This is a genomic window from Nocardioides astragali (genome assembly GCF_024436375.1).
GTDB classification, from domain to species: Bacteria; Actinomycetota; Actinomycetes; order Propionibacteriales; family Nocardioidaceae; genus Nocardioides; species Nocardioides astragali.
Genome location: NZ_JAFMZM010000002.1, coordinates 749,117 through 761,417 on the forward strand (window position 1 = coordinate 749,117; position 12,301 = coordinate 761,417).

The following is a 12,301-nucleotide window of genomic DNA, read 5'->3' on the forward strand; positions in this document are numbered from 1 at the left end:
TGGGTGTCGGTGCGGCGCTCTAGGTTCGCCTTGTGCGCATCCTCCACACCTCTGACTGGCACCTGGGGAGGTCCTTCCACCGCGAAGACCTGCTGGGCCACCAGGGTGCGTTCATCGACCACCTCCTCGAGGTGGTCGAGGCTGAGAAGGTCGACGTCGTGGTGGTCTCCGGTGACGTCTACGACCGTGCCCTCCCACACGTTGACGCGGTCGCCCTGGCGGACGAGACCTTCGCCCGGCTGGCGGCCTCCCGCGCCAAGGTCGTCGTCAGCAGCGGCAACCACGACAGTGCCCAGCGGCTCGGGTTCGGCTCGCGGCTGATGGACGCCGCCGGCGTCTTCGTCCGCACCGACGCCGCCACCGTCGGCACGCCGGTCGTCCTGAAGGACAGGCACGGCGAGGTCGCCTTCCACGCCATCCCCTACCTCGACCCGTCCGCGCTCCTCGAGCCGTGGGCCCTGGGCCACCGCAGCCACCAGGCCGCGCTGTCCGAGGCGATGACCCGCGTACGCCGCGACCTGGCCGCCCGTCCGGCAAAGACGCGATCCGTCGTGCTCGCCCACGCCTTCGTGGCCGGGGCGACGCCGTCGGAGTCCGAGCGCGACATCAGCGTCGGTGGGGTCTCGCGAGTGGCGACGAGCACCTTCGACGCGATCGACTACACCGCGCTCGGACACCTCCACGGGCCCCACGAGCTCGCCCCGGCCCTGCGCTACTCCGGCTCCCCGCTGGCCTACTCCTTCTCGGAGAGCGACCAGGTCAAGGGCACCTGGCTGGTGGAGCTCAACGCGAAGGGCTTCGCCTCGGCCCGGTGGATCGACGCTCCTGTGCCCCGGCGGCTGTCCCGGATCTCCGGGTCGCTCGACGACCTGCTGAGCGACCGGTCGCTGACCGACCGGGAGCGCGACTGGGTGCAGGCCACCCTTACCGACGTCCCCCGCCCGGCCCGGGCCATGGAGCAGCTGCGGCGCCGGTTCCCGCACACCCTCGTCCTGCAGTTCGCCATGGCAGCGGCCGACCCGCAGGCGCCACCCAAGCCCCCGGCAGGGCAGAGCGACCACGCCATCGCCCTCGACTTCGTCCGCCACGTGCGGGGCGTCCCAGCGACGACACCGGAGTCCGACCTGCTGCAGGAGGCGGTCGACGGCTGCTGCCACGATCCCGACCAGGACGTGCTGGTCGGCGTGTCGGTTGGGGAGGGCGGGTGAGGCTCCACCACCTCGAGATCACCGGTTTCGGGCCCTTCGCCGACCCCACCCGCATCGACTTCGACGTCCTGTCCGAGAGCGGCCTGTTCCTCCTCAGCGGACCGACCGGTGCCGGCAAGTCCAGCGTCCTCGATGCCGTCTGCTTCGCGCTCTACGGCGACGTCCCAGGTGACCGGTCCACCGCCAAGCGCCTGCGCTCCGACCACTCGGCCGACGACGTGGTCCCCCGCGTGGTGCTGGAGGCCACGCTGTCGGGCCGTCGGTTCCGGATCGACCGTTCGCCTGCCTGGTCGCGACCGAAGAAGCGCGGCACCGGCACGACCACCGAGCAGGCCCGGGTGGTGATCTCCGAGCGTCGCCCCTCCGCCGACGGCTCCGACGCGTGGCACCCGCTCAGCACCCGCCTCGACGAGACGGGTCAGCTCGTCACCCGCCTGGTGGGCATGAACCTGCCCCAGTTCTGCCAGGTCGCGCTGCTTCCACAAGGCCGGTTCCAGGCCTTCCTTCGCGCCCGCTCCGACGAACGCCACGCGCTCCTGCAGCAGGTCTTCCAGACCGGACGCTTCGACAGCGTCGAGCGGTGGCTGCGCGAGCGGCGCCTGGAGCTGCGCCGCACCGCCGAGGCGCACCAGCGCGCCGTCGCCGACCTGGTCAGCCGGGTCAGCGAGGTGGGCGATCGCGACGCCCCCGGCGACTGGCAGGAGGACCCGACGGTCCTCCACACCTGGATCGACGAGCTGACCACGGCGGCGGTCACCGCCTCGGTGGAGCAGGCGATCCGGGTCGAGGCCGCGTCCGCGGAGGAGGTGGCCGCCGCCGAGGCGTCCGCCGCGGGCATCGAGCTCGCGGGCCAGCGCGCCACCTACGCGAGCGCGCGCTGCGCATGGGCGAGTGTCGAGGCCGACACCCCGGCCCACGAGGACCGCCAACGTCGGGTCGCGCAGGCACAGAAGGCCGGCCCCGTACGACCGCTCCACGAGCTGGCCCTCGACGCGGGCAAGGAGGTGCGCCTCCTCGACGAGCAGAGCCGCACCACGCGCGCGGCCCTCGTCGCGATGCTGGAGCTCCCCTCCCTCGACGACCAGGAGATCGCCGAGCACCAGCGCGCCGCCACCCGCACGCTCACCGACATCGGCCGCGTGCGCCCCCTGCAACGGCAGATCGTCGACCTGGAGCGGCAGCTGGGCCGGCTCACCCGATCCAAGGCGGAGACCGACACGGAGCTGTGCCGGGTCGAGGCCCGGGCGCACGAGATCCCCGAGGTCCTGTCCGGGATCGAGTCCGGACTGGTCGCAGCGCGCGAGGCCGTCGCCCTTGTCGAGACCCTGAGCGCCGAGGTGGATCTGGTCCGCGCGCGCACCCGGGCCGCGAGGTCCGCCGAGGCCCTGACCACCGAGCTGGCGGCGGCGGAGCAGGCGATGAGCGCGGCCACGCAGGCTCGACTGCTGGCGAGGGAGACCCTCGTCGAGATCCGCGAGCGACGCCTGGACGGCATGGCCGCGGAGATCGCCGGCAAGCTGGCCGTTGGGGGATGCTGCCCGGTGTGCGGATCGGCGGAGCACCCCTCCCCCGCCTCGCCGGCGCCCGGCGCCCCCGACGAGGTGGCCGAGCGCGAGGCCCGCCGGGAGGTGGACGACCTGGAGGTCGTGGTGGAGGCCCATGCCCAGCAGGTGCGCGGCCTCGGGAGCCGACTGGCGACCGCCCTCGCCGAGGCCGGCGGCTCGGTCGAGCACCTCCTCGTCGAGGAGGACGACGCCCTGGCCCGCCTGGAGCGGGCCCGGCGCACGGCGGCACACGTCGACTCCCTGGCGGCCCGCGTCGAGACCCTCCAGGCCGAGCAGCGAGCGCTGACGGAGTCGCTCCAACGGCTCACCGCCACCGCCACCCAGCTCGACACCGACACCGCTGTCGTGGCGACGCGGATCGAGAGCCTGCGCAGCCAGGTCCGGGAGGTCGTACCAGACGACACCGACCTGGACGCCCTGACGGCCTTCCACCAGAAGGTCGAGGAGCTCGGCCGCCAGTGTCTCGACGTCACGGCCGAGCTCGCGCGTGCGCGCGCCACCGCGACGAGCACCCAGGAAGCGGCGGACGCACTCGCCGCCCGGGCCGGCTTCAAGTGCTCGGCAGAGGCCGCCGCGTCCTGGCTCCCCGACACCGAGCTCGCCGCTCTCCAGCAGCAGATCGACCGCCACGAGCGCGAGGCCGCCCGGGTCCGCGACCTGCTGGCCGACGAGGACCTCATCCGCTCGGCGAAGGCCGAGGCGCCGGACCTCGAGGCGCTGGCGCAGGACCACCACCGTGCCAAGGAAGCCGCCGCGCTCGCCCGGCAGACCGACATGAGCCTGCGCGACCGCGGCCGACGCCTGCGCGGCCTGGCCGTCGAGGTGGCGGCGGCGCTCTCCGTTTGGGCGCCGGTCCGCGCCGACCTCGCCCTGTCGGTCGACCTGGCGGCGCTCGTGGAGGGCAAGCACCCCGACAACCGGCTCCAGATGCGGCTCTCCGCCTACGTCCTCGCACACCGGCTCGGCCAGGTCGTCGACGCGGCCAACCTGCGCCTGTCCACGATGAGCGACCAGCGCTACTCCCTCGTCCACACCGGCCGGCGCGGAGCCGGCGAGACCCGGGGCGGACTGAGCCTGCTGGTGCGCGACGACTGGACCGGCGACAGCCGCGACCCGGCGACCCTGTCCGGCGGCGAGACGTTCGTCGTGTCACTGGCGCTGGCGCTGGGCCTGGCCGACGTCATCACCGACGAGGCCGGCGGCACCGATCTCGACACGCTCTTCGTCGACGAAGGGTTCGGTTCCCTCGACGCCGAGACGCTGGAGGACGTGATGGACACCCTCGACACGTTGCGCGACGGCGGCCGCGTGGTCGGCGTGGTGAGCCACGTGCCCGAGCTCCAGACGAGGATCCCCACCCAGCTCCGGGTGCACCGCGGGCGTCACGGCAGCCGCACGAGCCTCCACCTCGCCTAGGCCTGCCCGGCCGGTCGTGCCCGCTTCTGTGCCTCCGATAGGTTCCTGCCCATGAGTGCGCCCGGGCTCGACCCGACCTTCAGCGACCTGCCGCACCGCCACCTCGGCGACGTGGCCCTGGCTCGCGCCCAGGAGCTGGGCGCCAGCCACGCGGACTTCCGCCTCGAGCGCAACCGCTACCAGCACCTCGGTGCCCGCGACGGGATCCTCCAGACCGCGAGCGACGCCGAGGACCTCGGGTTCGCGGTCCGCGTCGTGCACGGCGGTGCGTGGGGCTTCGCCTCCGGAGTGGTCCTGACCGACGACGAGGCCCGCCGCGTGGCGGAGACCGCGGTCGCGGTCGCCAAGGTCGCGGCCGCGATGACCACGACCCCCGTCGAGCTGGCACCGGAGCCGGTGCACGACGACGTCACGTGGATCTCCGGCTACGAGGTGAACCCGCTGGACGTCCCGACCCCGGAGAAGGCGGCGCTCCTCGTCGACTGGACCGAGCGGCTGCGCACCGGCACGGCCGTGGCCCACGCCACCGCGTTCCTGCAGCAGGTGCAGGAGAACAAGTACTACGCCGACCTGTCCGGCACCCGCACGACCCAGCAGCGCGTCCGCCTCCAGCCCGGCTTCGAGGCGACCGGCGAGGACGAGCAGACCGGCATCTTCGACTCGATGGCCTCCATCGCCCCGCCGGTGGGACGCGGCTGGGAGTACCTGACCGACTCGCACTGGGACTGGGACGCCGAGCTGGCCGAGGTCCCCGAGCTCCTCGCCGAGAAGCTCAAGGCCCCCAGCGTGGAGGCGGGGACGTACGACCTGGTCGTCCACCCGTCCAACCTCTGGCTCACGATCCACGAGTCGATCGGCCACGCGACGGAGCTGGACCGGGCGCTGGGCTACGAGGCCAACTACGCCGGCACGTCGTTCGCCACCTACGACAAGCTCGGCACCCTGCAGTACGGCTCGAACGTGATGAACGTCCGGGGCGACCGGACGCAGGAGCACGGCCTCGCCACCGTCGGCTACGACGACGAGGGCGTCGAGACCCAGAGCTGGGACATCGTGCGCGACGGGGTGCTCGTCGGCTACCAGCTCGACCGCTCGATGGGGCACCTCAAGCCCGAGCTCAACGACGGCCGCTCCAACGGCTGCGCCTACGCCGACTCCCCCGGGCACATCCCGATCCAGCGCATGGCCAACGTCTCGCTCATGCCCGGCACGGACGACCTGTCCACCGACGACCTGCTCTCGCGTGTCGAGCGGGGCATCTACGTCGTGGGCGACAAGTCGTGGAGCATCGACATGCAGCGCTTCAACTTCCAGTTCACGGGCCAGAGGTTCTACAAGATCACCGACGGCAGGCTCGACGGGATGCTGCGCGACGTCGCCTACCAGGCGACCACCACCGACTTCTGGAACTCGCTCGAGGCCGTCGGCGGGCCCGACACGTGGGTGCTCGGCGGCGCGTTCAACTGCGGCAAGGCCCAGCCGGGCCAGGTGGCCGCCGTCAGCCACGGCTGCCCGACGTCGCTGTTCCGCGGCGTCAACATCCTCAACACCATCGACGAGGCAGGCCACTGATGACGACCACCGTGCGCAGCACAGCCCAGCAGCTGGTCGAGCACGCTCTCGCGACCTCGACGGCGGACGACTGCATCGCGATCGTCCGCGACGTCACCAGCGCCAACCTGCGCTGGGCCAACAACACCCTCACCACCAACGGCGTGATGACCGAGGTCTCGGTGACCGTCGTCAGCTTCGCCGCCGTCGACGGAGGCATCGCCACCGGGTCCGTGTCGGGCAGCGCCGCGACCACCGACCAGGTCGCCGCGCTCGTGACGGCCGCGGACTCTGCCGCACGCGCCGGATCCCCCGCCGAGGACGTGGGCGAGCTCATCGGCGACGTCACCTCCTCCGACTGGGACACCGGTCCGGAGCACACCGACATCGGCGTGTACGACGCCTTCGCGCCCGCCCTCGGTGAGGCGTTCCGGCAGGCCACCGCCGAGGACCGGCTGCTCTACGGCTTCGTCAACCACGAGGTCGCGACCACCTACCTCGGCTCCAGCCGCGGTCTCCGGCTGCGCCACGTACAGCCCACCGGCCACTACGCCTGCACCGGCAAGGACACCTCGCTCACCCGGAGCGCGTGGACCGGGGGCGCCACCCGCGACTTCCGCGAGGTCGACGCCGCCGCGATGGCCGCGACCGTCGCCCAGCGGCTGCGGTGGGCCGAGCGACGCATCGACCTGCCCGCGGGACGCTACGACACGATCCTGCCGCCCTCGTCGGTCGCCGACCTCATGATCGACGCCTACTGGAACGCCGGCGCCCGCGTCGCCCACGAGGGCGAGTCGGTCTACAGCCGGCGAGGCGGCGGCACTCGGATCGGTGACAAGGTCGCGGCACCCGGTGTGAACCTGTTCTCCGACCCTGCCCACCCGGGCCTCGAGTGCGCGCCGTTCGTCATCGCCGGTGCGTCCGACAACACCGAGTCCGTCTTCGACAACGGGCTCCCGCTCGAGCGCACCGACTGGATCCGTGACGGTCTCCTCACCGGCCTGCTCCAGACCCGCCACTCGGCGGGGATGACCGGCCAGCCCGTCACCCCGATGATCGACAACCTGGTCCTCGAGGTCGGCGACGGCGCCGGCAGCATGGACGACATGATCGCCGGCACCCAGCGCGGCCTGCTGCTGACGTGCCTGTGGTACATCCGCGAGGTCGACCCGCAGACCATGCTGCTGACCGGCTTGACCCGCGACGGCGTCTACGTCGTCGAGGACGGCGAGATCGTCGGCGCGGCCAACAACTTCCGCTGGAACGAGAGCCCCATCGACCTGCTCAACCGGTTCAGCGGGGCCACCGAGTCGGTGCCGAGCTTCAGCAGGGAGTGGGGCGACGACTACTTCTCCCGCACCGCAACGCCCGCGCTCCGGATCCCCGACTTCAACATGTCGAGCGTGTCGCAGGGAGTCTGACGTCAGCGACGCGGGTGTCCGCCGGGGATCGGGACATCCGGGTCGTAGGGCACGCGCGTGTAGACGAACGTCGCGCACTCGAGGTTGCGGATCGAGCCGTCTGGACGCCGGACCACCTCGAGCCGCTCGCCCCGGTGGTAGCCCAGGACCCCGACCAGGGCGCCGTCGACCAGCTCGAAGCGGTCGGTGACGACACCGCGTCGCGCCATCGCCCGCAGCTCGAGGCCCTCGTTGTGCCAGCGGACGTCGTACGCCGTGTTCCCCCAGAACCACACCCCCGGTACGCCGTGCAGCTCGCCGGGCAGCACGGTGGTCGGTCGCCACGGGGCGGGTCGCTCCTCGTCTGCGTCGGGGTCTCCCTCGATCAATGAGACAGCCAGGTCTCGCGGGTCGATGCCGGTCGTGGCGTTGGCCAGCACCACCGCACCGATCCCGCTGTCCGGGTCGACGTGGAGGGACGCCAGGAACCCCGGCATCGAGCCGTTGTGACCGACAAGCCGCCCGCCCGGGTGGACCCCGAGCATCAGGCCGAGGCCGTAGTCGTCCGTGACCGGCTGTCGCATCTCGGCCAGCGTGGCCGGTGCCAGTGCGTCGGGACGGGCGCCGCCGAGCACCTGTCCCCAGGTCACCATGTCCGCCAGGGTCGACCAGAGCTGGCCGGCAGGCGCCATCGCCCCGGTGTCGGTGAGGGGCTCGTGCACACGGATGCCGGTGAAGTGGTCGACGCTCCAGCCTGGTTGTGCCCCCGGGCGCGGCAGGTACGACGTGGAGCGCATGTCGAGCGGGGCGAGCAGCCGCTCCGCCACGAGGCGGCGCCACGGCGTGCCGAACCGACGGGCGAGCACCTCGCCGAGCAGCGCGAAGCCCAGGTTGGAGTAGTGGAACCACTCCCCCGCGCCGGCGACGCGGCCCGCACCGTCGTTGGCCTCCGTGAGCGCGGCGAAGTCGCCGCCGCGGGTCCGCTCCCACCACTCACCGCGCGGCTCGCTCTGCATCCCCGACGTGTGCGCGAGCGCGTCGCGGAGGGTCGCCTCGGCGTAGCCGACCTCTCCCAGGTGCTCGCCGAAGGTGTCGGACAGGTCCAGCAGCCCCGCGTCGCGTGCCTGCATGACCAGGACCGCGGTCATGGTCTTGGTGATCGACCCGATCCGGTACTGCCCGTCGAGTCCGGGGGCCGTTCCCGCACCCCCCGCCCACACCGCGCCGTAGCGGTCGAAGACGGCACCGACGACCGACGTCAGGCGGCCCTCGGCCTGGGCGACGTCGAGCAGCCGTTGCCGCTGGATGCTCATGCGCGTACTCGCTTCGCTCCGTGCGCGCATGAGGCACGTGTCGCGCTGTGCTGAATGGCTCGCTCGCTCCGCTCGCTCACTCGGCGAACGCCTCCGGCGGCGGACAGGCGCACACGAGGTTGCGGTCGCCGTAGGCCTGGTCGATCCGGGCGACCGGCGGCCAGTACTTGTCGGGGTCGATCCCCTTCGGGAAGACGCCCACCTCACGCGAGTAGGACCGGTCCCAGTCGCCGACCAGCGCCCGCGCGGTGTGGGGGGCGTGGCGCAGCGGCGAGTCCTCGGGCGTCCACTCGCCGGCCTCGACGCGCGCGATCTCGCCGCGGATGGCGATCATCGCGTCGCAGAACCGGTCGATCTCGGCCAGGTCCTCGGACTCGGTCGGCTCGACCATCAACGTGCCGGCCACGGGGAAGGACATGGTCGGGGCGTGGAACCCGTAGTCGACGAGCCGCTTGGCGACGTCGTCGACGCTGACCCCGCTGGCCTTCGTCAGTCCGCGCAGGTCGAGGATGCACTCGTGGGCCACGAGGTCGCCGTGCCCGCGGTAGAGGACCGGGAAGTGCTCCTCGAGCCGGTGGGCGATGTAGTTGGCGGACAGCACCGCGACCGCCGTGGCCCGGGTCAGTCCGGCCGCGCCCATCATCCGGATGTAGGCCCACGTGATCGGCAGGATGCCGGCGGAGCCGTAGGGCGCCGCGCTGATCGGGCCGATCCCGTGGCGCTTCTCCGCCTCGGGGTGCCAGGCGTGCGAGGGGAGGTACGGCGCCAGGTGGGCGCGTACGGCGACCGGCCCGACACCCGGACCGCCACCTCCGTGGGGGATGCAGAAGGTCTTGTGCAGGTTGAGGTGCGAGACGTCGCCGCCGAACTCCCCGGGCCGTGCATAGCCGAGGAGCGCGTTGAGGTTGGCGCCGTCGACGTAGACCTGGCCACCGTGGTCGTGGACGATCTTGCAGAGGTCGGTGATGGTGTCCTCGTAGGCCCCGTGGGTCGAGGGGTAGGTCACCATGATCGCCGCCAGCGTCTCGGCGTGCTGGTCGCACTTCGCGAGCAGGTCGTCGAGGTCGACGGAGCCGTCGTCGGAGGCCTTGACCACGACCACCTTCATGCCGGCCATGACGGCCGAGGCGGCGTTGGTGCCGTGCGCCGAGGACGGGATGAGGCAGATGTTGCGGCCGGTGTCACCGTTGGCCCGGTGGTAGCCGCGGATCGCGAGCAGCCCCGCGAGCTCGCCCTGCGAGCCCGCGTTGGGCTGGACGGAGACCTTGTCGTAGCCGGTGACCTCGGCCAGCCAGCCCTCGAGGTCGTCGACGAGCTCGCGATAGCCGGTGGCGTCCTGGGCGGGGGCGAACGGGTGCAGGTCGGCGAAGCCGGGCAGGCTCACCGGCTCCATCTCGGTCGTCGCGTTGAGCTTCATGGTGCACGACCCCAGCGGGATCATGCCGCGGTCGAGCGCGTAGTCCCGTCCCGAGAGCCGCGCCAGGTAGCGCAGCATCTGGGTCTCGCTGTGGTGGGAGTTGAAGACCTCGTGGGTCAGGAACTCGGTGGTCCGGCGCAGCTCCTCGGGGAGCCCGGACCGGCCTGTCTCGGTGGCGGCTGGGACGCCGAAGGCGCGGAGGACAGCCGTGACCGTCGACGGGCTGGTGCGCTCGGACGTGGAGAGTCCGACGTGGTCGTCGTCGATGAGGCGCAGGTGCAGCCCGACCGTGCGCGCGGCCGTGACGACCTCGGCGGCACGACCCGGGACCGACACCGTGAGCGTGTCGAACCAGCTCGTGTTGACCACCTCCGCTCCCCCGGCCGTCAGCGCCGCGGCGATCCGGTTGGCGTGGTCGTGCGTCCGCTGCGCGATGCGCCGCAGGCCCTCAGGCCCGTGGTAGACGGCGTACATCGACGCGACCACGGCGAGCAGGACCTGGGCGGTGCAGATGTTGGAGGTCGCCTTGTCGCGGCGGATGTGCTGCTCGCGGGTCTGGAGCGCGAGTCGGTAGGCGGGGCGGCCCTCGGCGTCGACCGAGACCCCGACCAAGCGCCCGGGCAGGTGGCGCTCCAGGCCGGACGAGACCGACATGAACCCGGCGTGGGGACCCCCGTAGAAGAGGGGTACGCCGAAGCGCTGGGAGGAGCCGACGACCACGTCGGCGCCGAAGGTGCCGGGCGCCTCGAGCAGCGCCAGGGACAGGATGTCGGCCGCCACCACGGCCAGCGCGCCGCGATCGTGGGCCGCCTCGATCACGGGGCGTGGGTCCGGCACCGACCCCGACGCACCGGGGTACTGGATCAGCACCCCGCACAGCTCACCCTCCGGGAGTCCGTCGTCCAGGTCGGCGACGACGACCTCGATGCCCAGGCCCTCCGCCCGGGTGCGGATCACCTCGATCGTCTGCGGCAGCGCGTCGGCGTCGACCACGAACGGGCCGGACACGTTGCGCTGTGCCCGGCGCACGAGCGTCATCGCCTCGGCCGCGGCGGTGCCCTCGTCGAGCAGCGATGCGTTGGCCGTCGGCAACCCAGTGAGGTCGGCGACGACGGTCTGGAAGTTGAGCAGCGCCTCGAGGCGTCCCTGCGAGATCTCCGGCTGGTAGGGCGTGTAGGCGGTGTACCAGGAGGGGTCCTCGAGGACGTTGCGCCGGATCACCGGCGGGGTGAGGGTCGCATGGTAGCCGAGGCCGATCATCGCCTCGGCCGGCCGGTTCTGCGAGGCCAGGGTGCGCAACGCCCGTGCGGTGGCCTCCTCGTCGAGCGGGTCCGGCAGGTCGAGTGCGGCGGTGGTGCGGATCCCCCCCGGGACAGCGGCGGCCATCAGTGCCTCCAGGGACTCGTGACCCACCGCCCGCAACATCTGCGCCACATCTGCGTCGTCGGGGCCGATGTGGCGGGCGACGAACTCACCCAGCGCTGCGCTTGCAGGGCTGGTCGACGAGTCGGTGGTGATCTGTCCGCTGGTGGGCGTGGCGTCCGGCACGGGGGCTCCTGAGGTCACTTCGATCGACCTCCCCCTCTGTCGGCCCGGTGCCTCCAGAGTGCCAGCCTCATGCGGTCCGGGTGCCTGAGAGGTTCCGGGGAGGAATTGCCCCTTCGGCGCACTGCGGCCGCCGTGGAGCTGCCGCCGTGACTCTCCCGCATGGGATGTCAGCTCTCGAAGTCTAGCGGCGTACGCGGAGATGAACGAGGCCGCCCGGTCTTCCGGGCGGCCTCGTCGGGGTCAGTGGTGTGGCGTGGTCAGCCGGTCTGGCGGGAGGCGCGTCGCGCGGCGAGCTCGTCGCCGGGGATCGGCGAGGCCGACTCGTCCGCCGTGCGCTCGCTGGGCAGCTCGGCGAGCGTGCCCTCGATCTCGCGCCAGACACCGCCGATCGCGATGCCGAAGACGCCCTGGCCGCCCTGGAGCAGGTCGATGACCTCGTCGTTGCTCGTGCACTCGTAGACCGAGGCGCCGTCGCTCATGAGGGTCACGCGGGTCAGGTCGTCGGTGCCCCGCTCGCGCAGGTGCGCCGTGGCGGTGCGGATCTGCTGCAGCGAGATGCCGGCGTCGAGGAGCCGCTTGACGACCTTGAGGATCAGGATGTCGCGGAAGGAGTAGAGCCGCTGCGAGCCGGACCCGGCCGCACCGCGCACGCTCGGCTCGACCAGGCCGGTGCGAGCCCAGTAGTCGAGCTGGCGGTAGGTGATGCCGGCGGCGTTGCAGGCGGTCGGGCCGCGGTAGCCGGTGTCACTGGGCAGCGGGGAGACGTCGTCGGCGAAGAGCAGGCCCTGCTCCTCGGCGAGGTCCGCCGCCTCGGCCGCAGCCTTGGCTCGCGCGACGTCGGCGCCATGTTCGTTCTCGTTGCTACCCACAGCAGACCCTCCAG

The 12,301-nt window shown here is 72.3% G+C and carries 7 protein-coding genes and 1 riboswitch; of the genes, 4 read left to right on the forward strand and 3 right to left on the reverse strand.

The window, feature by feature from the left end; all coding sequences use genetic code 11:
• The first annotated feature begins 32 nt into the window (after positions 1-32).
• Genes J3P44_RS25455 through J3P44_RS08475 form a run of 4 tightly spaced genes read left to right on the forward strand, consistent with a single transcriptional unit; the run spans position 33 to position 7,161 of the window.
• A complete protein-coding gene (locus J3P44_RS25455; RefSeq protein ID WP_255889865.1) occupies positions 33-1,208 on the forward strand; it encodes an exonuclease SbcCD subunit D in 1,176 nt (391 codons plus the stop codon).
• Complete coding sequence (locus tag J3P44_RS08465) at positions 1,205-4,189, forward strand: AAA family ATPase (RefSeq protein ID WP_255889866.1); 2,985 nt, start codon at positions 1,205-1,207, stop codon at positions 4,187-4,189. The genes J3P44_RS25455 and J3P44_RS08465 overlap by 4 nt, the downstream gene beginning before the upstream one ends.
• 51 nt (positions 4,190-4,240) lie before the next feature.
• On the forward strand, positions 4,241-5,761 hold the full coding sequence (locus J3P44_RS08470; protein WP_255889867.1) for a TldD/PmbA family protein: 1,521 nt from the start codon (positions 4,241-4,243) through the stop codon (positions 5,759-5,761).
• Entirely contained in the window at positions 5,761-7,161 is a 1,401-nt protein-coding gene (locus J3P44_RS08475; RefSeq protein WP_255889868.1) for a metallopeptidase TldD-related protein, read from the forward strand. The genes J3P44_RS08470 and J3P44_RS08475 overlap by 1 nt, the downstream gene beginning before the upstream one ends.
• 2 nt (positions 7,162-7,163) lie before the next feature.
• Here J3P44_RS08475 and J3P44_RS08480 read toward each other — a convergent pair whose 3' ends face one another.
• The 3 genes from J3P44_RS08480 to J3P44_RS08490 form a co-directional block, all read right to left on the reverse strand.
• Complete coding sequence (locus tag J3P44_RS08480) at positions 7,164-8,453, reverse strand: serine hydrolase domain-containing protein (RefSeq protein ID WP_255889869.1); 1,290 nt, start codon at positions 8,451-8,453, stop codon at positions 7,164-7,166.
• A 76-nt stretch (positions 8,454-8,529) separates the two neighbouring features.
• On the reverse strand, positions 8,530-11,349 hold the full coding sequence (gcvP, locus tag J3P44_RS08485; RefSeq protein ID WP_255890023.1) for an aminomethyl-transferring glycine dehydrogenase: 2,820 nt from the start codon (positions 11,347-11,349) through the stop codon (positions 8,530-8,532).
• 131 nt (positions 11,350-11,480) lie between these two features.
• Positions 11,481-11,586: riboswitch (glycine riboswitch) on the reverse strand.
• Positions 11,587-11,675: 89 nt separating this feature from the next.
• On the reverse strand, positions 11,676-12,287 hold the full coding sequence (locus J3P44_RS08490; RefSeq protein WP_372496508.1) for a MerR family transcriptional regulator: 612 nt from the start codon (positions 12,285-12,287) through the stop codon (positions 11,676-11,678).
• Positions 12,288-12,301 lie beyond the last annotated feature (14 nt).

Bases quoted from the DNA above. Each gene is read 5' to 3' on its own strand.
- J3P44_RS08470 (WP_255889867.1), top strand. From the start codon at position 4,241: ATGAGTGCGCCCGGGCTCGACCCGACCTTCAGCGACCTGCCGCACCGC.
- J3P44_RS08475 (WP_255889868.1), top strand. From the start codon at position 5,761: ATGACGACCACCGTGCGCAGCACAGCCCAGCAGCTGGTCGAGCACGCT.
- J3P44_RS08480 (WP_255889869.1), bottom strand. From the start codon at position 8,453: ATGAGCATCCAGCGGCAACGGCTGCTCGACGTCGCCCAGGCCGAGGGC.